At 71.1% G+C, this 22,717-nt stretch carries 27 protein-coding genes; 15 read left to right on the forward strand and 12 right to left on the reverse strand.

Features of this window, described 5'->3' with window-relative positions; translation table 11 throughout:
* Nucleotides 1–86 precede the first annotated feature (86 nt).
* On the reverse strand, nt 87–626 hold the full coding sequence (locus ACWTPI_RS29485; protein WP_454733513.1) for a carboxymuconolactone decarboxylase family protein: 540 nt from the start codon (nt 624–626) through the stop codon (nt 87–89).
* Between the two features lie 145 nt (nt 627–771).
* Between ACWTPI_RS29485 and ACWTPI_RS29490 the strand changes: the two genes are divergently transcribed.
* Nucleotides 772–1,737 carry a cupin domain-containing protein gene (locus tag ACWTPI_RS29490; protein WP_454733514.1) on the forward strand — a complete coding sequence of 322 codons (966 nt, stop codon included), beginning with the start codon at nt 772–774 and terminating at the stop codon, nt 1,735–1,737.
* Nucleotides 1,738–1,744: 7 nt separating this feature from the next.
* Here ACWTPI_RS29490 and ACWTPI_RS29495 read toward each other — a convergent pair whose 3' ends face one another.
* The 6 genes from ACWTPI_RS29495 to ACWTPI_RS29520 all read right to left on the reverse strand — a co-directional run bounded on the left by ACWTPI_RS29495 (nt 1,745) and on the right by ACWTPI_RS29520 (nt 6,961).
* Nucleotides 1,745–2,701 carry a 2-dehydropantoate 2-reductase gene (locus tag ACWTPI_RS29495; protein WP_454733515.1) on the reverse strand — a complete coding sequence of 319 codons (957 nt, stop codon included), beginning with the start codon at nt 2,699–2,701 and terminating at the stop codon, nt 1,745–1,747.
* Nucleotides 2,702–2,788: 87 nt separating this feature from the next.
* Nucleotides 2,789–3,322, reverse strand: coding sequence for a winged helix-turn-helix transcriptional regulator (locus tag ACWTPI_RS29500; RefSeq protein WP_454733516.1), 534 nt, complete (start codon nt 3,320–3,322; stop codon nt 2,789–2,791).
* Nucleotides 3,323–3,410: 88 nt separating this feature from the next.
* A complete protein-coding gene (locus ACWTPI_RS29505) occupies nt 3,411–3,590 on the reverse strand; it encodes a hypothetical protein (protein ID WP_454733517.1) in 180 nt (59 codons plus the stop codon).
* A gap of 34 nt (nt 3,591–3,624) precedes the next feature.
* Nucleotides 3,625–5,169 (reverse strand): DHA2 family efflux MFS transporter permease subunit, encoded by a 1,545-nt coding sequence (locus ACWTPI_RS29510; RefSeq protein WP_454734035.1) that lies wholly within the window; start codon nt 5,167–5,169, stop codon nt 3,625–3,627.
* A gap of 110 nt (nt 5,170–5,279) precedes the next feature.
* On the reverse strand, nt 5,280–6,389 hold the full coding sequence (locus ACWTPI_RS29515; protein WP_059411416.1) for an HlyD family secretion protein: 1,110 nt from the start codon (nt 6,387–6,389) through the stop codon (nt 5,280–5,282).
* 23 nt (nt 6,390–6,412) lie between these two features.
* Nucleotides 6,413–6,961 carry a winged helix-turn-helix transcriptional regulator gene (locus ACWTPI_RS29520; protein WP_454733518.1) on the reverse strand — a complete coding sequence of 183 codons (549 nt, stop codon included), beginning with the start codon at nt 6,959–6,961 and terminating at the stop codon, nt 6,413–6,415.
* A 207-nt stretch (nt 6,962–7,168) separates the two neighbouring features.
* On the opposite strand from ACWTPI_RS29520, the gene ACWTPI_RS29525 reads away from it, so the two are divergent.
* The 8 genes from ACWTPI_RS29525 (at nt 7,169) to ACWTPI_RS29560 (ending at nt 14,289) form a co-directional block, all read left to right on the forward strand.
* Nucleotides 7,169–8,605, forward strand: a complete 1,437-nt coding sequence (locus tag ACWTPI_RS29525; protein ID WP_454734036.1) for an efflux transporter outer membrane subunit — start codon at nt 7,169–7,171, stop codon at nt 8,603–8,605.
* A gap of 182 nt (nt 8,606–8,787) precedes the next feature.
* The gene (locus ACWTPI_RS29530; protein WP_020203239.1) at nt 8,788–9,543 is read left to right on the forward strand and encodes a GntR family transcriptional regulator; all 756 of its coding nucleotides are present in this window, start codon (nt 8,788–8,790) and stop codon (nt 9,541–9,543) included.
* A 60-nt stretch (nt 9,544–9,603) separates the two neighbouring features.
* On the forward strand, nt 9,604–10,386 hold the full coding sequence (locus ACWTPI_RS29535) for a transporter substrate-binding domain-containing protein (protein ID WP_020203238.1): 783 nt from the start codon (nt 9,604–9,606) through the stop codon (nt 10,384–10,386).
* 113 nt (nt 10,387–10,499) lie between these two features.
* On the forward strand, nt 10,500–11,165 hold the full coding sequence (locus ACWTPI_RS29540; protein ID WP_020203237.1) for an amino acid ABC transporter permease: 666 nt from the start codon (nt 10,500–10,502) through the stop codon (nt 11,163–11,165).
* A complete protein-coding gene (locus ACWTPI_RS29545) occupies nt 11,162–11,818 on the forward strand; it encodes an amino acid ABC transporter permease (protein WP_454733519.1) in 657 nt (218 codons plus the stop codon). The genes ACWTPI_RS29540 and ACWTPI_RS29545 overlap by 4 nt, the downstream gene beginning before the upstream one ends.
* Complete coding sequence (locus tag ACWTPI_RS29550; protein WP_020203235.1) at nt 11,799–12,527, forward strand: amino acid ABC transporter ATP-binding protein; 729 nt, start codon at nt 11,799–11,801, stop codon at nt 12,525–12,527. The genes ACWTPI_RS29545 and ACWTPI_RS29550 overlap by 20 nt, the downstream gene beginning before the upstream one ends.
* Before the next feature lie 168 nt (nt 12,528–12,695).
* Nucleotides 12,696–12,947 carry a DUF1488 family protein gene (locus tag ACWTPI_RS29555; RefSeq protein WP_020203234.1) on the forward strand — a complete coding sequence of 84 codons (252 nt, stop codon included), beginning with the start codon at nt 12,696–12,698 and terminating at the stop codon, nt 12,945–12,947.
* A 49-nt stretch (nt 12,948–12,996) separates the two neighbouring features.
* Entirely contained in the window at nt 12,997–14,289 is a 1,293-nt protein-coding gene (locus tag ACWTPI_RS29560) for an NRAMP family divalent metal transporter (RefSeq protein ID WP_454734037.1), read from the forward strand.
* A gap of 33 nt (nt 14,290–14,322) precedes the next feature.
* Here ACWTPI_RS29560 and ACWTPI_RS29565 read toward each other — a convergent pair whose 3' ends face one another.
* On the reverse strand, nt 14,323–15,246 hold the full coding sequence (locus tag ACWTPI_RS29565) for a LysR family transcriptional regulator (RefSeq protein WP_020203232.1): 924 nt from the start codon (nt 15,244–15,246) through the stop codon (nt 14,323–14,325).
* A 109-nt stretch (nt 15,247–15,355) separates the two neighbouring features.
* Here ACWTPI_RS29565 and ACWTPI_RS29570 point away from each other — a divergent pair, with 109 nt between their 5' ends.
* Complete coding sequence (locus tag ACWTPI_RS29570; protein ID WP_020203231.1) at nt 15,356–16,099, forward strand: SDR family oxidoreductase; 744 nt, start codon at nt 15,356–15,358, stop codon at nt 16,097–16,099.
* 171 nt (nt 16,100–16,270) lie between these two features.
* On the opposite strand, the gene ACWTPI_RS29575 is transcribed toward ACWTPI_RS29570, so the two are convergent.
* Nucleotides 16,271–16,789, reverse strand: coding sequence for a hypothetical protein (locus ACWTPI_RS29575; RefSeq protein WP_059411837.1), 519 nt, complete (start codon nt 16,787–16,789; stop codon nt 16,271–16,273).
* Here ACWTPI_RS29575 and ACWTPI_RS29580 point away from each other — a divergent pair.
* From ACWTPI_RS29580 to ACWTPI_RS29590, 3 genes are read left to right on the forward strand one after another with little or no spacing between them, the layout of a single operon-like run.
* Nucleotides 16,788–17,168, forward strand: a complete 381-nt coding sequence (locus ACWTPI_RS29580; protein WP_454733520.1) for a hypothetical protein — start codon at nt 16,788–16,790, stop codon at nt 17,166–17,168. The two genes, ACWTPI_RS29575 and ACWTPI_RS29580, sit on opposite strands and share 2 nt — an antisense overlap.
* Before the next feature lie 5 nt (nt 17,169–17,173).
* A complete protein-coding gene (locus tag ACWTPI_RS29585) occupies nt 17,174–17,437 on the forward strand; it encodes an antitoxin of toxin-antitoxin stability system (RefSeq protein WP_454733521.1) in 264 nt (87 codons plus the stop codon).
* A complete protein-coding gene (locus tag ACWTPI_RS29590) occupies nt 17,430–17,813 on the forward strand; it encodes a type II toxin-antitoxin system PemK/MazF family toxin (RefSeq protein ID WP_029043667.1) in 384 nt (127 codons plus the stop codon). The genes ACWTPI_RS29585 and ACWTPI_RS29590 overlap by 8 nt, the downstream gene beginning before the upstream one ends.
* A 20-nt stretch (nt 17,814–17,833) precedes the next feature.
* Here the strand turns inward: ACWTPI_RS29590 and ACWTPI_RS29595 are convergent, their stop codons facing one another.
* The 3 genes from ACWTPI_RS29595 to ACWTPI_RS29605 all read right to left on the reverse strand — a co-directional run bounded on the left by ACWTPI_RS29595 (nt 17,834) and on the right by ACWTPI_RS29605 (nt 20,881).
* On the reverse strand, nt 17,834–18,640 hold the full coding sequence (locus ACWTPI_RS29595) for a GntR family transcriptional regulator (RefSeq protein WP_454733522.1): 807 nt from the start codon (nt 18,638–18,640) through the stop codon (nt 17,834–17,836).
* A 270-nt stretch (nt 18,641–18,910) separates the two neighbouring features.
* Complete coding sequence (locus ACWTPI_RS29600; RefSeq protein WP_029043665.1) at nt 18,911–19,453, reverse strand: flavin reductase family protein; 543 nt, start codon at nt 19,451–19,453, stop codon at nt 18,911–18,913.
* Nucleotides 19,454–19,564: 111 nt separating this feature from the next.
* Nucleotides 19,565–20,881 (reverse strand): hypothetical protein, encoded by a 1,317-nt coding sequence (locus ACWTPI_RS29605; protein WP_454733523.1) that lies wholly within the window; start codon nt 20,879–20,881, stop codon nt 19,565–19,567.
* A 365-nt stretch (nt 20,882–21,246) separates the two neighbouring features.
* Between ACWTPI_RS29605 and ACWTPI_RS29610 the strand changes: the two genes are divergently transcribed.
* Complete coding sequence (locus ACWTPI_RS29610) at nt 21,247–21,798, forward strand: hemerythrin domain-containing protein (protein ID WP_454733524.1); 552 nt, start codon at nt 21,247–21,249, stop codon at nt 21,796–21,798.
* 227 nt (nt 21,799–22,025) lie between these two features.
* Nucleotides 22,026–22,706, forward strand: coding sequence for a Crp/Fnr family transcriptional regulator (locus tag ACWTPI_RS29615; RefSeq protein ID WP_020203223.1), 681 nt, complete (start codon nt 22,026–22,028; stop codon nt 22,704–22,706).
* The last annotated feature ends 11 nt before the right edge of the window (nt 22,707–22,717 follow it).

The following is a 22,717-nucleotide window of genomic DNA, read 5'->3' on the forward strand; positions in this document are numbered from 1 at the left end:
CACAGCGGCGGGCCGCGGTGAAACGAAGCATTCCGCATGTCGATAGCCGCCCGGGACGGGAGGGCCGCCGACCCTCCCCGCCCCGCTCACGCCACCTTGGGGAAATCCACCACCGTGTCGTTGACGCGGTTGAACATGTTGGTGAACAGGATCGCGCTCACCGCCTGGATGCTCTCGACGATCTGGCGGTCGGTATAGCCGGCGGCGCGCACGGCGTCCACCGCGCCCGCGGGCAGCGTGCCGCTGGTCTTGACCAGGGTCAGCGCGAAGCGGACCAGCGCGTCGATCTTGCCGTCCTCGGCATAGGCGCCGGCGCGCAGCTCGCGGGTCTGCTCGGCGCTGTAGCCGGCCATCTTGCCGGTCAGGGTGTGCGCGGCCACGCAATAGTCACAGGCCGAGGCTTCGCTGACGGCGAGGTTGATGGCCTCCACTTCGCGCGCGCTCAGCGTGGAATTCTTCTGCAGCAGCGCGCCGGTCTGCAGCACGTTGGCCAGCACGGCCGGCGCGTTGCTGCCGATGGTCAGGTAGGCATTGGGAACCTTGCCGACGGCCTTCTTGATGGCGGCGAACAGTTCGGCGGTCTGGCCGGTGGCTTCGGCGGCGGCGATGGTGTGAAGACGGGACATGATGGACTCCTTTGCGGGTTGGTTGATGGACCGCGCGGCGTTCGTGCGCGCTGCATCCATGACCCGAAGTCTAGGCGCCGAAATCGTCCTTTACCGCATATAATCGTCGCATTATCTTGCCTTATCGTCTCAACCGTACCCGATCATGGACAGCCTGACGGAACTGGTCCGCATGCTCGCGCCTGCCGGCACCGTGGACCTGCACTGCCACTTCGCCGGCATCTGGCGCGTGGAGAACGCGGCCGCGCCGCCGGGGCACCTGCCGTACCACATCATCCTGGGCGGGCAGGCGCACGCGCAGGTGGGCGGCGAGGCGCTGCAGCTGGATGCCGGCGACGTGCTGCTGTTCCCGCACGGCAACGCGCACACGCTGCGCAGCCTGCGTGCCGGTGCCGGTGCCGATGCTGCCGCCACGGCCGCGCCGCAGGCCCGCTTCAACGGCCTGCTGACCGAGCTGTCGATCCCCGGCGACGATGCGGGGCTGGACATGCTGTGCGGCACCTTCGTGCTGGGCCTGCCGGGCACCATGCTGCTGCGCCACCTGCCGCCGGTGCTGCGCATCGCCACCGCGCAGCGCGCCGACTGCGCGTGGCTGGCGGCCCTGATCGGCATGATGCGCAACGAGGCGCGGGCGCCCGAGCCGGGCGCGGCGGCGGTGATCGGGCAGTTGTCGACGGCGCTGCTGACCTTGCTGCTGCGCGCGCTGATCGCGCAGGGCGGCGCGAGCCACAGCCTGCTGGCCCTGATGGCCGACGCGCGCCTGGCGCGCGCCGTGGACGCGGTGCTCGCGGCGCCGGCCGAGCCGTGGTCGGTGGCGTCGCTGGCGCAGGTGTGCAACGTGTCGCGCGCCACCTTCGCGCGGCGCTTCGCTCAGCTCAGCGGCGAGACGCCGCTGCAGTTCGTCACCACCTTGCGCATGGAAATGGCGGCGCGCCTGCTGACGCTGGACCGCGCGTCGGCGGCCAGCATCGGCGAGCAATGCGGCTATGCCTCGGAGGCGGCCTTCGGGCGCGCGTTCAAGGCATATTTCGGCGTGGGGCCGGGCGCGTTCCGGCTGGCCGCGCGCGCGCGGCGCGCGGCCGCCGCCGCGCAGGCCGCGGCGGCTGGCTAGGCGGCCTTCAGCCGGCGGCGCGGCGGGCCTGCTGGGCCTCGTAGACCTGCAGATGCGCGTAGGCGGTGCGCACCAGCGGCACCGCGTGCCCGAGGCGCACGGCGCGGTCGGCCATGTCGCCGACGATGTCGCGCGCCTCCAGGCGTGGCGCGCCCTGGGCGATGTCGCGCATCATCGAGGCGGCCCAGGCCGAGCCGGCGTCCAGCAGCCGCTCGTGCATCGCCTTGCCCACCGCCTCGGGCAGCGCGTGGCCCGACAGGCGCGCGACCGCGGCGCATTCGTCCATCGCCTGCCGCATCAGCGCGCGGCCGTCGTCGGTGCGCACGATCTCGCCCACGGTGCCGCGCATCAGGCAGGTCATCAGCGCGCCGGAGGCGATCATCACCCACTTGTTCCACAGCGCCTGGTCCACGTCCGCCGACAGCTCGCGCGTGCCGGGCGTGGCGGCCGCCAGTTCGTGGAACGCGCGCGCCAGCGGCTGCGCCGCCTCGGCGCGCGCGCCGACCACAAGGCGGTCGCCGGGGCCCTGGTGGATCACGGTGCCGGACGCATCCAGCGTGGTGGCGATGTAGGAGACGCCGCCCAGCACGCGCGCGCGGCCGTAGCGCGCGTCCAGCGTCTCGTAGGCGCGCAGGCCGTTGACCAGCGGCAGGATGGCCGCGGCCTTGCCGCCATCGCCGCCCCCGCCGTCCAGCGCCGGATCGAGCGCCTGCATGGCGCTGTCGAGGTCATAGGTCTTGCAGGCCAGCAGCACGAGGTCGTAGCCGGGCCGCACCCCGGCGGCCTGCACCGTCTTCACCGGGGTGCGGATGTCGCCCAGCTCGCTGCGCACCACGAGGCCGTCGCGGGCCAGGATTTCGGCGCGCCGCGGCCGCACCAGGAATGTGACATCCGCGCCCGCCTGCATCAGCCGGCCGCCGTAGTAGCCGCCCATCGCGCCCGCGCCCAGGACCAGAATCTTCATGACGTCTCCCGCCTCGATGAAATAAGTGAAACCAGCAAAATGCACGGCAGGCCGGGCGGGCGCCGCGCCTGTCCGCCGCGGAGCCTGCTAGGCCTGCCCTGCCACATCGTCCGGCGCCGGCCCGGCGCCCGACAAGAACCCTTGCGCGGCGGCAAGCCGCCTGCGCGTGCCCTCCGCCGCCGCCGGCCCGGGCGCCAGCGTGTACCGCGCGAAATCGAGGCGCTCGCCGGTGCCGGCATCCACCAGCACCGGCTCGGCCACCCTGCCGGTGGCCTTGTCGACCACTTCCACGCTCGCCCCTTCCGGCGCGAAATGCTTGTTGCCCCAGGTCAGCATGGCCAGCAGCACCGGCAGGAAATCGCGCCCCACCGGCGTCAGCACGTATTCGTAGCGCGGCGGCTTCTCCGAGTACTGGCACCGCGCCAGCAGCCCCTCCTCCACCAGCGCGGTGAGCCGGCGCGTGAGCATGTTGGGGGCGATGTCCAGGTTCTTCTGGAAGTCGTCGAAGCGGCGCGTGCCGTAGAACGCCTCGCGCATCAGCAGCATGCTCCACCACTCGCCGACCCGTTCCAGCCCGCGGGCGATGGGGCATTGCATGTTCCTGAAGGTCTTTCTCTGCATGGTCGGCGGCTCCGTTCGGCATCACGATACTTTCACCATGATAGCCAAACCGCCGGCCACGCCCGCCCATGCCGCCTTCCTGTCTCTTTCATGTCTCCTTCATGTCGCCTGCCGGCCGCGCGCCGGGCCGCGGCGGCACGCGGCAGTACATGTTGTCGGCGCGGGCGCAGGCCAGGCTGCTGCCGGGCGGCGCCTCGGTGGCGGCGCCGGCCGCCCCCGCGGCCAGCAGCGCCGCGCCGGCCAGCGCGGCCAGATGGCGAACGAGCATGGTTGTCCTCCACGGCGGCAAGGCCGGCCCGGGTTCAGTGCGCATCGGCCGAGGGCGCCTTCGGCGGCGCCACCTTGCGCATCAGCGGCACCATCGCGGTGGCGATGACGAAGCAGGCCATGATGGCGACGAAGACGTCGCCGAAGCTCTGCGTCTGCGCCTCGCGGTAGGCCAGCGTCCAGAGCTGCCTGACGGCGGCCGACTGCGCGCCGGCCGGGTCGAAGCCCCAGGCGGCCATGCTGCTGCCGGCCGACTGCAGCAGCGCGGCCATCGCCTCGTTGCCGGCGTTGAGATGCTCGGCCAGCCGCAGGAAATGCAGGTTGGTGCGGTCGTTGAGGATGGTGGCGCACACCGCGATGCCGATCGCGCCGCCCAGGTTGCGCATCAGGTTGAACAGCCCCGAGGCCAGCTTGAGCCGCTCCGGCGGCAGCGCGCCCAGCGTCAGCGTGACCACCGGCGCCACCGCGAACTGCTGCGCCATGCCGCGGAAGGCCTGCGGCAGCATCAGCTGCTCCGCGCCCCAGTCGCTGGTGATGGGCCCGAACTGCCACATCGAGAACGCGAAGCAGGCCAGCCCGACCATCAGCAGCCAGCGCAGGTCCACGCGGTTGGCGAAAAACGCGTAGAGCGGGATCGACATGACCTGGAAGACGCCGGTGGAAAACACCGCCAGCCCGATCTGCAAAGCGCTGAAGCCGCGCACGTGGCCGAGGAACAGCGGCGTGAGGTAGATGGTGGCGAAGATGCCCACGCCGGCGATGAACGAGAAGAAGCAGCCGAGCGCGAAGTTGCGGTCCTTGAGCGCGCGCAGGTCCACCACCGGGTTGGCGTAGGTCAGGCTGCGCCACACGAAACCGACGCTGGCCAGCGCGGCGATCCAGGCCGTGGCGCGGATGGTGTCGTCGCCGAACCAGTCCCAGCGCGGGCCTTCTTCCAGCGTGTATTCGAGGCAGCCGAGGAACAGCGCCATCAGCGTCATGCCGAGGTAGTCGGCGCCGCGCACCAGCGACCAGTTGGGCCGGTCCACGCGCACGTACATCGGCACCGCGACCATGACGAAGATGCCCGGCACCAGGTTGATGAAGAACAGCCAGTGCCACGAGAAGTGGTCCGTGATCCAGCCGCCCACGGTGGGCCCGAGCGTGGGCGCCAGCGAGGCCAGCCCGCCGATGGTGGCCGCGGCGATCACGCGCTGCTTGCCGCCGAAGAACATGAACGCGGTGGTGAACACCAGCGGGATCATCGAGCCGCCCAGGAAGCCCTGCATGGCGCGGAAGGCGATCATGCTCTGGATGTTCCAGGCGATGCCGCACAGCAGGCTGGTCAGCGTGAAGCCGGCCGCCGACGCCGCGAACAGCCAGCGCGTGGACATCACGCGCGCGAGCCAGCCCGACAGCGGAATGACGATGATCTCCGCGATCAGGTAGCTGGTCTGCACCCACACGGTCTCGTCGGTGCCGGCCGAGAGCCCGCCGCCGATGTCGCGCAGCGAGGCCGAGACGATCTGGATGTCGAGCAGCGCGATGAACATGCCCACGCACATGGTGGCGAAGGCGAACACCTTGGCGCCGGTGGTCATCGACGCTGGCGAGAAGTCCGGCAAACCCGCGGGCGGGCGGACCGGCGCGGGCTGCCCGGCAGCGGTGCCGGATTGTGCGCCGGATTGCGTGCCCGCCAGCGCGGCGCCGCTCATTGCCGCACCTGCGCGTCGGCGCGGGCGTCGATCTCGGCCACCACGGACAGGCCCGGGCGCAGCTGCGCGAGCCTGGCGTCGTTCTCGTCGAGCATGATGCGCACCGGCACGCGCTGCACGATCTTGGTGAAGTTGCCGGTGGCGTTCTCGGGCGGCAGCACGCTGAACTGCGCGCCGGTGGCCGGCGCCAGGCTGGTCACGCGGCCGCGGAAGACCTGGCCGGGCAGCACGTCGGCCTCCACCGTGGCGCGCATGCCGGGCCGCAGGCGCGCGAGCTGGCCTTCCTTGAAGTTGGCGTCGACCCACAGTCCGTGCGTGGGCACCAGCGACAGCAACTGCGTGCCGCTGGCGGCGTAGGCGCCCACGCGCGCGCGCCGGTTGCCGACGATGCCGTCGATGGGCGCGCGCAGCTCGGTGTAGCCGACATTCAGGCGCGCGATGTCGCGCTCGGCAATGGCCTGCGCCAGCGCGGCCTGGGCCTGCAGCTTCTGCGTGGCGATCACGTCGATCTGGCGCTGCGCGGCCAGCAGGCTGGCCTGCGCGCGCTGCGTGTTGGCCAGCGACTGCTTGTAGTCGGCATCGGCCTTCTGCGAGCTCTGCACCGACACCGCCGACTTGGCCGCCAGGCTCTGGTAGCGGGCCTGGTCGTCGCGGGCGCGCACGGTATCGGCATCCACCGCCGTCACCGCGGCGCGGGCCTGGCCGATCACGGCATCCTGCAGCGCGCGCGTGGCGTCCAGGTTGACCAGCAGCGCCTGCTGCGCGGCCACCGCGCCTTCGGCCTTGGCCAGCGCGGCGCGGTAGTCGCGGTCGTCGATGCGGGCCAGCAGGTCGCCGGCACGCACCTGCTGGTTGTCCGTCACCAGCACCTCGGCCAGGTAGCCGGCCACCTTGGGCGCGACCACCGTGACCTCGCCGCCGACATACGCATCGTCCGTGCTTTCCTGGAAGCGGCCGTGGGTCCACCAGTGCTGGCCGTAGAGCGCCAGGCCGACGCCGGCGGCGACCAGCGCGCCGGCCAGCACGAGGCGCTTGCGGCTGACGCGGGGTTTCGCTGCGGGGATGGGATCGGAGCCGGCCCGGTCGGCGGCGATTTCACTAGTCATGACGCTTCCTCTTCAATGCGGATTCAGGCGGCGCCCGCGGTCAGCGGGTCGCCAGGGATGGGGGCGCCGCTGGCGGCGTTGGCGCACGCGCCGTCCGACCTCGCCAGGCGGGCGCGCATGCGCTCGCTGGCGGCCGGCCCGGCCGCGACGAAATGGTCGGCTTCGGTGATCGGCCGCCCGGTGGCGGCATCGACCAGCACCGGCGTGACGGTGGCGCCGGTATGGCGGTCCACCAGCACCACGCGCTCGCCCTCGGGCGCGTAGTGCCGGTTGCCCCACGCCAGCAGCGCCAGCATCACGGGCCGGAAATCGCGGCCGCGCGGGGTCAGCAGGTATTCGGAGCGCGGCGGCTTGTCGCAATACTGGCGGCGCTCCAGCAGCCCTTCGCCGACCAGCATCTCGAGCCGGCGCGACAGCATGTTGGGCGCGATGCCGAGCTGCTTCTGGAAGTCGTCGAAGCGGCGCGTGCCGTAGAACGCCTCGCGCAGGATCAGGACGCTCCACGACTCTCCCACCCGCGCCAGGCTGCGGGCGATGGGGCACGGGGCTGTGTCGAGCGGCGTTTTCCGCATGTTCCCTACCTCCGAAAATCATGTTGCTATCAAGATGAAAGTTAGTATAGAGTTGTAAATATCATCATGCAAGTAACTTGTTGAACGATTTTCGCGAGGCGGCGACGGCGCCGCTTCCCGGACTTCCGCAAAAGGAGATGGACAATGGATCGGACCCCGCCCCGCATCGGGCGCAAGCCAGGCCGGAAACCGGTACGCACGGGCGCCATGCGCCATGCCGCGCGCGCGGCAGGCGCGCTCGCCGCCCTCGGGCTGGCGGCCTGCGCCGCGGTCGGGCCCGACTACCGGCAGCCCGCGCTGGAGACGGCCGCCGCCTACCCGCATGCCGAGGTGCTGGCCGCGCGCGCCGCAACGCTGCCCGCGCCGCCGCTGGACAACTGGTGGACCGGCTTCGACGATCCCGCGCTGACCCGCATCGTGCGGCGCGCGCTGGACCAGAACCTGGACCTGGCCGCGTCGCTGGCGCGCGTGCAGCAGGCCCGCGCGGCGGCCGCCGAAGCCGGCGCGCAGCTGCTGCCGCAGGGCAGCCTGTCGGCGCAGGCGGTCAAGGAGCGCCAGTCGCTGGGCAGCCCGATCGGCCGCATCGCCAGCCAGTTCCCCGGCTACAACCGCAATCCCGCGCTCTATGACGCGGGCGCCGGCGCGAGCTGGGAGATCGACCTGTTCGGCGGCCTGCGGCGCGGCGCCGAGGCGGCCGACGCCGAAGCCCAGGCCGCGCAGGCCGAGCAGCTCGGCGTGCGCGTGTCGGTGGCGGCCGAAGCCGCCGACGCCTATTTCCGCGTGCGCGGCGCGCAGCAGCGCATCGCCATCGCGCAGGAACAGGTGCAGACCAACGCCCGCCTGCTCGACCTCGTGAAGCTGCGCCTCGACGACGGCCTGTCGTCCAGCCGCGAAGTCGCGCAGGCCGAGGCGCTGGTGGCGCAGGCGCGCGTCACCATCCCGCCGCTGCGCATCGAGCTGCAGACCCAGTTGAACCGGCTCGACGTGCTGATGGGCGCGCAGCCCGGCACCTACGCCGCCGAACTGGCCCGGCCGGCGGCCAAGCCCAGCCTCGCCGTGCCCGCCATCTCCGTGGCCCAGGGCCCGGCCGACCTGCTGCGCCGCCGCCCCGACGTGATCGCCGCCGAGCGCCGGCTGGCCGCCAGCAACGCGCGCATCGGCGCGGCCACCGCCGAGTACTACCCCAAGCTGTCGCTGTCCGCGCTGCTCGGCTTCGAGAGCTTCAGCACCGGCAAATTGTTCTCGGCGGGCTCGTTCCAGCCGGTCGGCGTGGCCGGCCTGCGCTGGCGCCTGTTCGACTTTGGCCGGGTCGATGCCGAAGTCGCGCAGGCGCGCGGCGCCAATGCCGAGGCGCTGGCCAACTACCGCAAGGCCATGCTGCGCGCCACCGAGGACGTGGAGAACGCCGTCGTCACCCTCACCGAACTCGAAGCGCAGGGCAAGGAGCTGAACACCGAGATCGACGCCCACGAACGCGCGCGCGGCGCCTCCGAGGACGCCTACAAGGGCGGCGCCGTGAGCCTGTTCGAAGTGCTGGACGAAGAGCGCCAGCTGCTGGCCGCGCGCGACCAGCAGGCGCGCGTGCATGCCGACAACGCGCGCGCGGCGGTGGCGACGTTCCGGGCGCTGGGAGGCGGCTGGTAAGCCCGCCGGGCCGCCACACCAAGCTGGCGGCCCGCACCATCGGCGTGCACGCGGCCCGGCGCGCGGCGCCGCCGGCGCCCAACTGGTGCACGTCCGCATGACGCCGATGCCATTTTTGCGTACAAAACCTGTGCGCGCTGCTTGTATATCAGGCTGGCATACCTATTGCGTTACAGCGTGGCATGACTTTGCCCACGCCCGACCTTTCCGACAACGCCGCCCTGCCGCCGGCGCTCCAAGCCGGCGCTGACGACGGCCGCGCCGCGTCCTCGGCCGAGATCGCCGAGCGCATCACGCAATCGATCCTGGCCCAGCGCCTGGCCCCCGGCACGCGCCTGGGCGAGCAGGCGCTGGCCGGGCTGTTCGGCGTGAGCCGCACGCTGGTGCGCGAGGCGCTCACGCGGCTGGCCGCGCGCGGCATCGTCACGGTGTCGTCGCGGCGCGGCTGGTTCGTGATCGAGCCGTCGCGCCAGGAAGCCCGCCAGGCCTTTGCCGCGCGGCGCGCCATCGAACTCGGGCTGCTGCGCTACGCGCCGCCGCTCACCGCCCAGGCCATCGGCCGGCTGCAGGAACACGTGGCGCAGGAAGAGCGCGCGCTGGCGGCCGACGACGCCGCGCTGCGCAGCTACCTGCTGGGCGACTTCCACGTGTGCCTGGGCGAATGCGCGGGCAACGTGCTGCTGGCCGACACGCTGCGCGACCTGACCGCGCGCACCACGCTGATCGCCATGCGCTACCAGTCCAGCCACCAGGCCCACGCCTCGTGCGCCGACCATGCGCAGATCGTGGCGGCGCTGGCGCGCGGCGACACCGAGCAGGCCATCGCGCTGATGGACGCCCATCTCGGCGACGTCGAAGCCGGCCTGAGCGCGGCCACGCCCGACGACCGCCCCGACCCGCTGCGCCAGGCATTGCGCCCGCTCGGTCGCGGCAACTGAGCGCCCCGGACCCGTTTCCCCTTCACCCCAACCCAAACGGCAAGCTAGCAAGGACCCCCAATGAAGCTCTCCAGACTCCTCCTCGGCCTCGGCGCCACCGCGCTCGCCTTCACCATGCACGCCGCCAGCGCCGAAGCGCTCGACGACGTGGTCAAGGCCGGCGTGCTCAAGGTTGCGGTGCCGCAGGACTTCCCGCCGTTCGGCTCGGTCAGCGCCGACATGAAGCCGCAAGGCCTGGACATCGACGTGGCCGCGCTGATCGCCAAAAAGATGGGCGTCAAGCTGGAACTGGTGCCGGTGACGAGCACCAACCGCGTGCCCTACCTGCAGACAAAGAAGGTGGACCTGGTGATCTCCAGCATGGGCAAGAACCCCGAGCGCGAGAAGGCCATCGACTTCAGCGAGGCCTATGCGCCCTTCTACAACGGCGTGTTCGGCCCGGCCGACCAGAAAGTCGCCAGCGCGGCCGAGCTGGCCGGCAAGACCGTGGGCGTGACGCGCGGCGCGGTGGAGGACCTGGAACTGAGCAAGATCGCCCCGCCCACCGCCACCATCAAGCGCTACGAGGACAACAACGGCACCATCAGCGCCTTCCTCTCCGGCCAGGTGCAGCTGGTGGCCACGGGCAACGTGGTGGCCGCGGCCATCCTGGCCAGGAACCCGCCCAAGAAGCCGGAGCCGAAATTCCTCATCAAGAACTCGCCGTGCTTCATCGGCCTGAACAAGGGCGAGCCCAAGCTGCAGGCCAAGGTCAACGCCATCCTGGCCGAGGTCAAGAAGGACGGCGAGCTCAACGCGCTGACCGTGAAGTGGCTCGGCATGCCGCTGCCCTCCACGCTCTGATGCCTCGATGCCTCGATGCCTTGATGCTCTGAAGTCCTGAAGTCCCGCCGCCCCGGACGCACCGGGGCGGCCGGTCACGCCCGCGCTCGCCGGGCGCCCACCTACGGCACCGCATGTCCTATCAATTCGACTTTCTCTCGGCCTTCGACTATGCCGGCGTGTTCGCGCACGGCATCGCCGTCACCGCCGAACTCACCGCCGTGGGCGGCGTGCTCGGGGTGGCCCTGGGCATCGCCTGCGCCTGGGCGCGCACGCAGGGGCCGGCCTGGCTGGCCGCCGTCGCCGGCGGCTACGTGGAGCTGATCCGCAATACGCCGTTCCTGATCCAGCTGTTCTTCATCTTCTTCGGCCTGCCCAGCGCGGGCGTGCACCTGGGCGAGATGACCGCCGCCATCCTGGCGATGGTCATCAACCTCGGCGCCTACAGCGCGGAGATCGTGCGCGCCGGCATCGCCGCGGTGCCGCGCGGCCAGTTCGAAGCGGGCGCCAGCCTGGCGCTGGCGCCGTTCCAGGTGTTCCGCCACGTGGTGCTGCTGCCGGCGCTGCGCAAGATCTGGCCGGCGCTGTCCAGCCAGGTGGTGATCGTCATGCTGGGCTCGGCGGTGTGCTCGCAGATCGCCGCCGAAGACCTGACCTTCGCCGCCAATTTCGTGCAGGGCCGCAACTTCCGCGCGTTCGAGGTCTACCTGCTGACCACCGGCATCTACCTGCTGCTCGCCATCGGCCTGCGCCAGGCGCTGCGCGGCATCGGCGGCCTGCTGTTCCGGAGAGCCCGATGACCGATTTCTCGACGTGGGACATCCTGCGCAACCTGCTGCTGGCCGCGCGCTGGACCGTGGTGCTGTCGCTGGTGGCCTTCATCGGCGGCGCCGCCACCGGCCTCGTGGTGCTGTTCATGCGCATCAGCCGGCGCGCGGCGGCGCGGCGCGCGGCCTGGGCCTTCATCGAAATCTTCCAGGGCACGCCGCTGCTGATGCAGTTGTTCCTGGCCTTCTTCGGGCTGGCGCTGTTCGGCGTGGAGATTCCCGCGTGGCTGGCCGCCGGCCTGGCGCTGTCGCTGTGGTCGGGCGCCTACCTGGCCGAGATCTGGCGCGGCTGCGTGGAGGCCATCCCCAAGGGGCAGTGGGAAGCCGCGGGCTGCCTGTCGCTGGGCCATGTGCAGCAGATGCGCCACGTGATCCTGCCGCAGGCGCTGCGCATCGCCATCGCGCCCACCGTGGGCTTTGTCGTGCAGATCATCAAGGGCACCGCGCTGGCGTCGATCATCGGCTTCGTCGAGCTGTCCAAGGCCGGCACCGTGATCACCAACGCCACCTTCAGCCCCTTCACCGTCTACGCGCTGGTCGCGCTGATCTATTTCGCGCTGTGCTGGCCCCTGTCCCGCTACAGCCGCCACCTGGAAAGGAAGCTCAATGTCGCTCATCGCCATTGAAAACGTGAAGAAGCGCTTCGGCGCCAACGAAGTGCTCAAGGGCATCGACCTCAAGATCGAAGCCGGCGAGGTGGTCGCCATCATCGGCAAGAGCGGCTCGGGCAAGAGCACGCTGCTACGCTGCATCAACGGCCTGGAAAGCATCGACGAAGGCAACATCACGGTGGCCGGCGCCAAGCTCGGCAGCACCGAGCTGGAGCTGCGCGCGCTGCGCCGCAAGGTCGGCATGATCTTCCAGCAGTTCAACCTGTTCCCGCACCTGAGCGCCGGGCGCAACGTCATGCTCGCGCCCACCGTGGCCGCCGGCGTGAGCGAGGCCGAGGCCCGCACCCGCGCGCGCGAATGCCTGGCCAAGGTGGCGCTGGCGGAGAAATTCGACAGCTATCCCGACCAGCTCTCCGGCGGCCAGCAGCAGCGCGTGGCCATCGCGCGCGCGCTGGCGATGCAGCCCCGCGCGCTGCTGTGCGACGAGATCACCTCGGCGCTGGACCCGGAACTGGTGATGGAAGTGCTCAACGTGGTGCGCCAGCTGGCCAGCGAAGGCATGACGCTGCTGATGGTCACGCACGAGATGCGCTTCGCGCGCGAGGTGTGCAACCGCGTGGTGTTCATGCACCAGGGCCGCGTGCACGAGGTGGGCGCGCCGGAAGACCTGTTCACGAAGCCGGCCACGCCGGAGCTGCAGCAGTTCCTGGGGATGGCGGCCTGACACGGCATCGGCATCCGGCCAGCGTATGATTGGGGCGTGGCTCAATCCGGGCCCATACCGATCGACGAGACGCCCATCATCCGCTTTTGCGCACCGGCCCGCACGGAACGTCCGCGCGCCGCCGGCAAGCACCGGCCGGAACAGGTGTCCGGCCAACCGAGGCGCAACATGGCACTCAGCTTTCCCAACCCGAGCCGCAGCTACGACGCGGCCAAGCACTGCGTGTGGTTCTGGGGCTACGACAACGCGCGCGAAGTCACGTTTCTCGTCAACGATGCCGTGCTCGCCCATCTCGACCCGGCGATGGGCCCGGCCGAGCCCGAGGTGCTGGCCGCCTTCGACCGGCACCGCGAGCAGATCCTGGAGCTGGCCAGGACCCGCTACGCGGCCAGCCGCCAGAACATGTACCTGCTTTCCTGACACAGCAGCCATGCCGCCAGGCCACGAAGGGCAGACGATGGTGCCGGACATGGAAACCACCGCCACGCAGACGGAACCCGCCGGCAATACGGCCGGATACTGGCTCAGGAAGCTCGGCCCGGGACTGATCACGGGCGCCGCCGACGACGACCCGAGCGGCATCGCCACCTATTCGCAGGCGGGCGCGCAGTTCGGCTTCAACATGCTGTGGACCGTGCTCTTCACCTATCCGCTGATGGTCGGCATCCAGGTGGTCAGCGCGCGCATCGGGCGGGTGAGCGGCCACGGGCTGGCCACCAACATCCGGCGGCACTATCCGGCGTGGCTGCTGTACAGCGTGGTCGGGCTGGTGATGGTGGCCAACACCATCAACATCGGCGCGGACGTGTCGGCGATGGGCGAGGCGCTCCGGCTCATCGCCGGCGGCCCGGCGCAGCTCTACGCCGTGGTGTTCGGCGTGATCTCGCTGCTGCTGCAGGTCTTCATTCCCTACCGGCGCTACGTCCGCATCCTGAAATGGCTCACGCTCGCGCTGCTGGCATACGTGGCCACCGCCTTCGTGGTGCAGATCCCGTGGTCCCAGGTGCTGGCGAAGATGCTGGCGCCGCGCATGTCGTGGAAGCCCGAGTACGTCACCACCGTGGTGGCCGTCTTCGGCACCACCATCAGCCCCTACCTGTTCTTCTGGCAGGCCTCGCAGGAAGTGGAAGACCAGTTGGCCGACGAGCGCGCCAGGCCGCTGATCCACGCGCCCGCGCAGGCCGACGCCAACCTGCGGCGCATCAAGATCGACACCGGCATCGGCATGGGCTTCTCCAACCTGGTGGCCTTCTTCATCATCCTGACCACGGCCGTCACGCTCAACCTGCATGGCGTGACCGACATCCAGACCTCGGCGCAGGCCGCCACGGCGCTGCGCCCGATCGCCGGGGACTTCGCCTTCGTGCTGTTCAGCGCCGGCATCATCGGCACCGGCCTGCTGGCGATTCCGGTGCTGGGCGGCTCGTCCGCCTACGCCGCGGCGGGCGCCTTCCGCTGGCGCAACAGCCTGGAACGCGCGCCGATGCAGGCCAAGCGCTTCTACGGCATCATCGCCGTCTCCACCCTGGTCGGCATCGGGCTGGGCTTCACCGAGATCGACCCGATCAAGGCGCTCTACTGGAGCGCGGTGATCAACGGCGTGGTCTCCGTGCCCATCATGGCCCTGATGATGCTGATGGCCGCGCGCGCCGACATCATGGGCCAGTTCGTCATCAGCCGGCGGCTGAAGGTGCTGGGCTGGCTGGCCACGCTGATGATGGCGGCGGCCGTGGGCGCCATGTTCGTGACCATGCGCGCGTAGCGCTGTCGGGCGGGTGGGCTGGACCGCAAACCCTCAGCGGCCGTCGAAACGCGCGGCCAGCCGCTTCCTGCGGAACGCCTCGACCACGAACGCCACGAACGCCCGCGTCCTGGGCGGCAGCAGCTTCTTGTTCGGGTAGTACAGCGACACCGGCCCGTGCTCGGCGTACCAGCCCGGCAGCAGCCGCACCAGCGCCCCGCTCTCCAGCCAGCGCGCGGCATGCTGCATCGGCAGCACGGCCACGCCGAGCCCCAGCATGGCGGCGTGGGCCATCGCCTCGGGGTCGTCGAAGATCACGCGCGTGCGGCCCGCGGCCGGCGCTTCCTCGCCGACCTGGTTGCGCAGCGTCCAGGCGCGCACGCGGCCGGTGACGATGGAGCGGCGCTCGATCGCGTCGAGCCCGGCCAGCGCGGCCGGGTGCGCCGGCATGCCGCGCCCGGCCATGTAGGCGGGCGCCGCCACCACCACCATGTAGGTGGTCGCCAGCTCGCGCGCCACCAGGCCCTCGGTCAGTTCGATGCCGCCGCCGATGGCCGCATCGAAGCCGCCGCCGATCAGGTCCACCGGGCGGTTGTCGAAATGCCAGTCCGGCACGATGGCAGGATAGCGCGCCAGGAACTCCGCCAGCAGCGGCACCAGGTATTCGGTGCCGAACGCCACCGCCACGCTCACCTTGAGCACGCCGGCGGGCTTGCCGCCGTCCTGCGAGACGCTGGCGAAGGCGTCGCGCAGCGCGCCGTAGGGGTCTCCCACCCGGTGCAGGAACTGCTCGCCGCCGGCGGTCAGCGTCAGGCTGCGCGTGCTGCGCTGGAACAGGCGCAGGCCCAGGCTGGCCTCCAGCCGCGCCACGTTCTTGCTGACCGCGGCGGGCGTCACGCCGAGCCGGCGCGCGGCGGCGGAGAAGCTGCCGGTCTCGGCGCTCTGGATGAAGGATTCGAGCAGGTTGAGCGCTTCCATGCGGCCAGCTTATACCAATGGTTGAAGCAGATGATCCAGATTACGGTCTACCGGAGCCGATGTCCAGTGACCATACTTCGCTCACCTCCACTCACCCAGGAACCTCATCATGTCTGCATCCCTCTCCGGCAAGGTCGCCTTCGTCACCGGCGGCGCGCGCGGCATCGGCGCGGCGGTCGTGCGCCGGCTGGCGCGCGACGGCGCCACCGTCGCCTTCACCTATCACAGCTCCGCGGCCGGCGCCAACGAGCTGGCCGCCAGCATCGAAGCCGCGGGCGGCAGCGCCATCGCGGTCAAGGCCGACGTGGCCGACCCCGCCTCGCTCGACGGCGCCATCAACGCGGTGGCGCACCGCCTGGGCAAGATCGACATCCTCGTCAACAACGCCGGCGTGCTGCGCATGGGGCCGGTGGACAGCTTCTCGCTGGAAGACTTCGACGAGACGCTCAACGTGAACGTGCGCGCGGTGTTCGTCGCCGCCAAGGCCGTGCTGCCGCACATGGGCAACGGCGGGCGCATCATCAACATCGGCAGCTGCAACGCCGAGCGCATGCCGTTCGCCGGCGGCAGCGCCTACGCCATGAGCAAGTCCGCGCTGCAGGGCCTCGTGCAGGGCATGGCGCGCGACCTCGGTCCGCGCGGCATCACGGTCAACAACGTGCAGCCCGGCCCGACCAACACCGACATGAACCCGGAGACCGGCGACTTCGCCAACCTGATGCATGGCCTGATGGCGCTGCAGCGCCACGCCAGCACCGACGAGATCGCCGGCATGGTGGCCTACGTGGCCAGCCCCGAAGCCGGCTTCGTGACCGGCGCCAGCCTGACCATCGACGGCGGCTTCAACGCCTGAACGGTCGCGGCCGCGCGCCGCGCGCCGCGCGCGCGGCATGTCATTTCATGCCGTGCGTCGTCTCGCCCTCCCTTTGAACGGGGGGGGATCGGGCGCCCGAAGTCCTCGCTCCACGGCCCGCCCCCGGCCCCTCGCTCCGGTGCGGGCGCGGGGCGAGGCCGGCAGCCCGCGTCACTTGCTGCGGCCGCGGTCGCCGCCGAGCGCATCGATGATGATCATGGTGCGGTCGAGCACGCCGCGGTCATCGAAGTAGGCGCTGAAGTGGGCCGGCTGGTAGCCGCTCGCATAGAGCCGGTACGACCACGCCTCGCGCTTCATGAGCGGGTAGTACTGCACCGGCTCGCGCGGCAGGCCGAAACGCTGCGCCACGTCCTGCTTGGTCCAGACGCCGGGCCGGGCTTCGTAGATCTCCTTCTCGGTCAGCATCTGGCGAAAGCTCGCCAGGTTCCCGCCGGCGTCGAAATCCGCCGCGTAGACCTCATGCCCGAGCGGCTGCTTCGAGTAGATCCAGCGGCTGGTGCCGCCGTCGAGCCGATAGGTTTCCGTGGGCGCGCCGAACGCCTGGCGCACGGTGCTCTCCGGGCTGCCGATCAGCTTCTGCGCGGTCTGCGCGGGTTCGAGCGATGCGCAGGCGCACAGCGCGGCGGCCGCCGCGCCCATGCCCAGCCATCCAGGTAAGCGATATGCCATGACCATTCCCCCAGTGTCGGCGCGGATGCGTGCGCCGGGCCTGATCGGTAAACACGCCAGCCCGGCGGAATATTCCATGCGCGGCGCCGCCGTCGCGCCGAATTTTGAGAATTCGCCGCATTGCCTTGCGCCGGCGGCAAGCCACAATCGAACACACCGCCATCGCGCCGGGGTTTCCGGCGGCGGGCGGATACGAGGCCGATGCGGGGCGGATGAGCGGCGGATGGGCGGCGGATGGGCGACAAATGCGCGACGGATTCGCCGGAAGCCCTTCCCGTCCCCCAGTGACAACACATCCTGTTGTAATACCATCGGTAATACAAAATCGCACGTAAAAAAGGAATACAATGGCGTCTATTCGAGTAACCATGCCAAGTGACCGCGATGACCCTGGCCGCCTCCGCTCAGCCCGCCCAGACCACCCAGACCACCCTTTCCTTCCGCACGACGCAGGAGTTCGCCATGCAGACACGTGAATTTGCCCGCCGCGCCGGCATGTCCAGCTCGGACTACGTCCGCGAGGCCGTGCGCGAGAAAAACGAGCGCGCGATGGCCGAGCGCATGGCCTTCCTGTCGCGCCGGTTGTCGGCCCGCTCGCTGGCGGAAAACGAATCCATGGACGACAGCCTGGAGGACGGGCTTGCCTAGGCCACAACACCGGCGCGGGGAGGTCTGGGTGATCGACCTGTCCCCGCAAACCCACAAGGAGGAACCGGGCAAGGCAGGGCGCCCGGCCCTCGTCATCCAGACCGACATCCTGAACCAGGCCGGCCACCCGACCACCATCGTCCTGCCCGGCACCACCGACATCTACGAGGACGCCGGCGGCGACGGCTTTCCGCTGCGCGTGCGCGCGGGCAAGTTCGCCAAGCCGGGCGAGCCGCCCCGGGAAACCGACCTGCTGGTCGATCAGGTCCGCGCCGTGTCGAACCACCGCTTCGTCGGCAACGCGCCGATCGGGCGGGTCAGCGAGGCGCACCTCAAGCGCGTGGAAGAAGCGCTGCTGCTGCTCACCGGGCGCTAGCGCCGGCTGGGCGGCAACGGTCAGCTCCAGCCCAGCGTGAACGGCAGCAGCAAGGCGTTGACGATCAGCAGGCCATAGAAGATCGCCATGACCGCGGAGATGGCCCGGCGCCGTCCGTGGCCCGGTGCCGCGTCCCGGCCGCGCCGGCGCTGCCACGCATAGACCGCGCCCATGCCGAACGCGGCGACGCCGCCCAGCAAGGCCGGCGAAACCGGGACGCCCGAATCCGGCGGGGACGCGGCGGGCGCCACGGCGGTCCCGCCCGGCGAGGCATCCGAGGTGTCCGAAACATCCAGGACATCCGGCGTGCCGGCCTCCGCCGGCGCCAGCGCCGGTCCGGCCGGCCGCGCGCTGTCCCGCATCGCGGGCAACGGCGCCGGCGATGCCCTTTCCGCCACGGCGGGCACAGGCGCCGGCTTTGGCGGAACGCGCGCCGCGACGCTGGCGGCGGGCTGCGCCGAAGGCGGCACGGGAAACCCCGCGGAAGAGGATGCGGAAGGCGATACGGACGATCGCGCGGATGGCAGCCCGGATGGCGGCGCGGATGGCAGCCCGGAACGGAAGCGGCCCGCATCGCGCCAGCGCCACCATTCGTGATACAGGCTCTCGAGGCACGATGCGGATTCACAGGCATCGCGCCGGGCGCGCCACGCGTCGACATCCGCATCGCGGATCGCGCCGGCGCGCAGCAGCCGCTGCTGCTCGGCGTGGATGCGTTCATAGCGGCTCGTCAGCGCCGCGCTGCCGCACCACGGGCGCTGGTTGCGCGGGCGCTCGCCCGTCACCAGCGAGCAGCGCATCCCGCTGCCGGGATCGTCGCAGCGCACCGATCCCTCGGCCGGCGCGGGCCCGCAGCCGGCGTCGGCTGCCCGTGCTCCGCCGGCGGCACACAGGCCCAAGGCAACGAGCGCGGCCAGGTGTCCTATGACCCTGTTCATCGTTGGTCCCCATCAAAGCGGCCACGCCGGCCTCAGAGAATCAACGTAGTCGATGGCCACGGGGGTGTGCAAGGGCATGGCGAACGGGGCGCGGGAGCATGCACTTTCGCCGGCGCCGCGGCGGCGCAATGCGCGTCCGCCTGCGCTTGCGCGGGTGCGCTACACGCCCGGCGGCAGCTTGGAGGCCATCATCTCCCGCCGGTCGAACTTGCGCCCGTCGACGATGAACGTGCCGTCGCCGACGGCGTGGACCATGCGCTGCTCCTTGCGCTCGGGATCGATCCACGCGGCGACGGCCTCCAGCACGACGATGTCGTGCTTCTTCACGATGTCGATGACCTTGCACTCGATGTTGGCGAAGCACTCCCGGATCAGCGGCGCCTTGACGACCTTGCCCGGCACCGGCGTGAGCCTGAACCGGGCGAACTTGTCCGTGTCCGCGCCGGAGCACGTGCCGATGCCGACCACCGTGTCCAGCATGTCCACCGTCGGAATGGCGATGACGCATTCCTCATGCTTGCGCAGCGCCGCGTAGGAGTAGTTCCACGCACCCGTGGTCAGCGCGAACACCGGCGTGAAGTCCATCACCATCGTCCACGAGATGGTCATGATGTTGTCCTTCTGCCCGTCATGGGTCGTCACCAGGACGACCGGGCCGGACTCCATCAGGGTAAAGACCTTGCTCATTTCCATTTGACGCATCGAAGGCACCTCGCGATGGTTGGCAATGCACGGCGCGGCGGATGCAGGCAAGCGCACCAGCCGGCCACTGACTCATGCTACGCAATCGCGCCCGGCCCGGCTTGCCCTGCGTCAACCTCTTGGGTCATGCCCATCGTGCCCGGCCGCGCGCCGGGGCGGCAGCCCGCCCGCGGCCATCACGCGGCGAAACACCCGCACCGCGCACAGCAGCTGCAGCCCGAGCCAGGCGTTGGCGAGCGCGAACGCCATGCCGCCGGCCAGGGCCAGCCAGCGCGGCGCCAGCGGCAGCGCCAGCAGCAGGACGTAGGCGAGCAGCAGCAGGCGGGCCTGCCAATGCTGCCGCGCGGGCGCAATGATCGCCTGCATGGCCGGCACCCGCGCCGGCAGCGGCAGGCCGCGGCGCAAGTGCAGCCAGATCACGAACGGCACGATCTTGCCCGTCATGGCCGTGACCGGCAGCACCCCGCATCCGACCAGCACCGCCGTGCCGATCCACCAGGGCAGCGCGGCCACCCCGTGCAACAGCGGGGCCGCCATCGCCAGCGCCGCCGCCGCGAGCGCGCTCAGGCAGGCCGCGACCCAGAGCCGCCAGCCGGGGTCATGCCGGCGCCGCGCCCGCAGCATGCCGCGCAGCCCGAGCAGGGCCAGCAGCGCCAGCAGCAGCAGGAGCGGCAGCGCGCCCACCTCCGCCAGCGCCGGCAGGTCGACCGCCACCCCGCTGTAGCCCAGCAACAGCAGCCAGATTCCCCACGGCAGGAAGGACGCCACCACGGCGGGCAGCCGCGGCGCCTGCCAGAACATCGGCACCACCGTGGCGGCGACGCCGGCGACCAGCGCGGCCAGCCAGCCCACCAGGCCCCAGGCGACGTGCAGTTGCAGCAGCGTCCGCAGCGGCAGTTGCCACTGCCCGCCGAGCACGCCGGCCAGCGCCGCGCCGGTGGCCACGGTCACGATCAGCGGCGCGCCCGCGCGCGCCAGCGTGCGCGTGGTGGCATCCGCCGCGGCCACGCGCGCGCCGGCCCGCAGCAAGGCCAGCCCGACCAGGCCCAGGAACGGCGCCCCGAGCAGGATCGCCGCGCGGAAACCGGGCAGCCAGCCGGCCACGAACCCGCTGGCCAGCCCCAGCGCGGCGCCCCCGCCCAGCAGCGCGGCCAGCGGCGCCAGCGCGGCGGTGCCGGGCACCCGCACCCCGGCGATCACCGGCATCATCTGGAACAGCGCGCCCACCATGACGGGCGCCAGCATGCCCAGCGCGAGCAGATGCACCACCGCCAGCGCGACCGGCGCGAACCGCGACGGCAGCCCGTCCGGCGGGCCGAATGCCAGCAGCAGTCCCGCGGCGGCGCCAAGCCACGGTGCCGGCAGCAGGCAGCCGAGGACCACGGCGGGCCGCGGCGCGTTCTCGTATCTCAGGCGCGCGGGCTTCATGGGTGCTCCGGGAACCGGCCCGGGGTGTGGCCCGGGGTGTGGCCGGGCACGGCGGGACACAAGGAAAAGCATGGCGGGCAAAGCGGCGGTTTCGGCATCGGATCAGTCCCCCGCCCGAAGCGGGAAGCAAGGCGCGGGGCAGGCGAACAGGCAAACCAGCAAGGCGCGGACGGCCCCGCGCCGTCCATCCCACCGCACGCATGCTAGCCGCCGGGCCGCGGCGCCGGCTTGATCGCGGTGAAGGACCGCGCCTGCGGATTGTGCCTGCGGCAGCCGGCCCGCCGCATTCCCGCGCCTGCTTGCTCCATCTCAACCGGCGGGTTCCGCTTTCGGCCATACTTTCGGCCATACTCCACGCAGACCAGATGCAAACCACGGCCGCCTGCCTCAACCGGGACTCCACCATGCTTTCCACCACCACCAGCCTGCCCGGCTTCGAGTCGCCGATCGAACTGCTGCTGGCCTGCCACGACAAGGTGCGGCGCTTCGCCGGCCTGTGCCCCAGGCTGGCCCGGCACGTGGCGCTGCACGGCGCGGACGAAGAGGCGCGCAGCGCGGCCGCCGGCGCGTTGCGTTACTTCCAGGTCGCCGCGCCGCTGCACCACATGGACGAGGAGGAAGACCTGTTTCCGGCGCTGCGGGAACTGGGCGACGCCGCGCTCGACGCCCGCATCGGCGAGATCGCCGCCGAGCACGGGCATCTCGGCGCATTGTGGCGCGCCGTGCAGCCGTGGCTGGAAGCGGTCTCGCAAGGGACCGCGCAGGCCGCCCCGCCGGAGCTCGACCCGTTCGCCACCGGCTATCCCGCGCATGCCTTGCGCGAGGAGCGCGAAATCTATCCCGCCGCCGACAAGCTGCCGCATGACCGGCTCGCCGAGATCGGCCGGCGCATGGCGCGGCGAAGAGGCGCGCGCTAGCGCCACGCGCGGCACAGGCGGCACGCGCGCGCCACGTCACATCCGGCCGCGGCCTGCGCGCCGGGGCGATGCAACTTGACCCACCACAAAATCCGGCGGGCCGCCGCGTGGAATCCTATGCGCTGCGAGCCGGTCGCCGCGCACGCCCTGTGCCGCTGCCGCGTGCCCCGCCATGACGGCCCGCGCCGACAGACCGACCGGTGCCACCACCGTCACCGAGACAAAGCATGCGCCACAAACTCAATCTCGACGGGCTGCTGGGCAGCCTGCCGCTTTTCCGCAACCTCGATGCCGGCCAGCTAAGCGAGTTGGCCGGCTCCTGCCGCGAGGTCAGGGTCCCCAGGCATGGCCACGTGTTCCGGCGCGGCGACGCGGCGCCGGGCCTCTACGTCGTCGCGGTCGGCCAGATCAAGCTCGCGCTGCCGTCGCTGCACGGCAACCCCGAGAAGGTCGTGGAGTTCTTCGGCCCCGGCCAGGCCTTCGGCGAGGCCGTCATGTTCCTTGACCGGCCCTACCTCGTGGATGCCCAGGCGCTGGAAGACACGCTGCTCATCCTGCTCGGCAAGAAGGACATCTTCGCCGCCATCGACCGCGATCCGTCCTTCGCGCGCCGCATGCTCGCCGGCCTGTCGATGCGCCTGCATTCGCTGGTGCAGGACATCGAGACGGTCAACCTGCAGAACGCGCAGCAGCGCGTGATCGGCTACCTGCTGAACCGCCCGCGCGAGGGCAACCTGACCCGCTTCGCCGTCAACAAGAACCTGATCGCCTCCAAGCTGGGGCTGTCGCCGGCCACGCTCTCGCGCGCGCTGCAGCGCCTCAGCGAAGCCGCCCTCATCAGCGTGGCCGGCCCCGAGGTCGTGATCCACGACGTGCAGGCGCTGCAGCTGCGGTTCGCCGCGGGCTAGGCGCGGAGCAG

The sequence above is a fragment of the Cupriavidus ulmosensis genome (assembly GCF_977008105.1).

Excerpts from the sequence above, each read along its gene's own strand:
- ACWTPI_RS29510 (WP_454734035.1), bottom strand. The coding sequence starts at position 5,169 with ATGACCACCGGCGCCAAGGTGTTCGCCTTCGCCACCATGTGCGTGGGC.
- ACWTPI_RS29550 (WP_020203235.1), top strand. The coding sequence starts at position 11,799 with ATGTCGCTCATCGCCATTGAAAACGTGAAGAAGCGCTTCGGCGCCAAC.
- ACWTPI_RS29540 (WP_020203237.1), top strand. The coding sequence starts at position 10,500 with ATGTCCTATCAATTCGACTTTCTCTCGGCCTTCGACTATGCCGGCGTG.
- ACWTPI_RS29530 (WP_020203239.1), top strand. The coding sequence starts at position 8,788 with ATGACTTTGCCCACGCCCGACCTTTCCGACAACGCCGCCCTGCCGCCG.
- ACWTPI_RS29500 (WP_454733516.1), bottom strand. The coding sequence starts at position 3,322 with ATGCAGAGAAAGACCTTCAGGAACATGCAATGCCCCATCGCCCGCGGG.
- ACWTPI_RS29490 (WP_454733514.1), top strand. The coding sequence starts at position 772 with ATGGACAGCCTGACGGAACTGGTCCGCATGCTCGCGCCTGCCGGCACC.
- ACWTPI_RS29560 (WP_454734037.1), top strand. The coding sequence starts at position 12,997 with ATGGAAACCACCGCCACGCAGACGGAACCCGCCGGCAATACGGCCGGA.
- ACWTPI_RS29505 (WP_454733517.1), bottom strand. The coding sequence starts at position 3,590 with ATGCTCGTTCGCCATCTGGCCGCGCTGGCCGGCGCGGCGCTGCTGGCC.
- ACWTPI_RS29565 (WP_020203232.1), bottom strand. The coding sequence starts at position 15,246 with ATGGAAGCGCTCAACCTGCTCGAATCCTTCATCCAGAGCGCCGAGACC.
- ACWTPI_RS29525 (WP_454734036.1), top strand. The coding sequence starts at position 7,169 with ATGCGCCATGCCGCGCGCGCGGCAGGCGCGCTCGCCGCCCTCGGGCTG.
- ACWTPI_RS29570 (WP_020203231.1), top strand. The coding sequence starts at position 15,356 with ATGTCTGCATCCCTCTCCGGCAAGGTCGCCTTCGTCACCGGCGGCGCG.
- ACWTPI_RS29580 (WP_454733520.1), top strand. The coding sequence starts at position 16,788 with ATGACCATTCCCCCAGTGTCGGCGCGGATGCGTGCGCCGGGCCTGATC.
- ACWTPI_RS29545 (WP_454733519.1), top strand. The coding sequence starts at position 11,162 with ATGACCGATTTCTCGACGTGGGACATCCTGCGCAACCTGCTGCTGGCC.
- ACWTPI_RS29575 (WP_059411837.1), bottom strand. The coding sequence starts at position 16,789 with ATGGCATATCGCTTACCTGGATGGCTGGGCATGGGCGCGGCGGCCGCC.
- ACWTPI_RS29610 (WP_454733524.1), top strand. The coding sequence starts at position 21,247 with ATGCAAACCACGGCCGCCTGCCTCAACCGGGACTCCACCATGCTTTCC.
- ACWTPI_RS29495 (WP_454733515.1), bottom strand. The coding sequence starts at position 2,701 with ATGAAGATTCTGGTCCTGGGCGCGGGCGCGATGGGCGGCTACTACGGC.
- ACWTPI_RS29485 (WP_454733513.1), bottom strand. The coding sequence starts at position 626 with ATGTCCCGTCTTCACACCATCGCCGCCGCCGAAGCCACCGGCCAGACC.
- ACWTPI_RS29585 (WP_454733521.1), top strand. The coding sequence starts at position 17,174 with ATGACCCTGGCCGCCTCCGCTCAGCCCGCCCAGACCACCCAGACCACC.
- ACWTPI_RS29535 (WP_020203238.1), top strand. The coding sequence starts at position 9,604 with ATGAAGCTCTCCAGACTCCTCCTCGGCCTCGGCGCCACCGCGCTCGCC.
- ACWTPI_RS29615 (WP_020203223.1), top strand. The coding sequence starts at position 22,026 with ATGCGCCACAAACTCAATCTCGACGGGCTGCTGGGCAGCCTGCCGCTT.
- ACWTPI_RS29515 (WP_059411416.1), bottom strand. The coding sequence starts at position 6,389 with ATGACTAGTGAAATCGCCGCCGACCGGGCCGGCTCCGATCCCATCCCC.
- ACWTPI_RS29600 (WP_029043665.1), bottom strand. The coding sequence starts at position 19,453 with ATGCGTCAAATGGAAATGAGCAAGGTCTTTACCCTGATGGAGTCCGGC.
- ACWTPI_RS29520 (WP_454733518.1), bottom strand. The coding sequence starts at position 6,961 with ATGCGGAAAACGCCGCTCGACACAGCCCCGTGCCCCATCGCCCGCAGC.
- ACWTPI_RS29605 (WP_454733523.1), bottom strand. The coding sequence starts at position 20,881 with ATGAAGCCCGCGCGCCTGAGATACGAGAACGCGCCGCGGCCCGCCGTG.
- ACWTPI_RS29555 (WP_020203234.1), top strand. The coding sequence starts at position 12,696 with ATGGCACTCAGCTTTCCCAACCCGAGCCGCAGCTACGACGCGGCCAAG.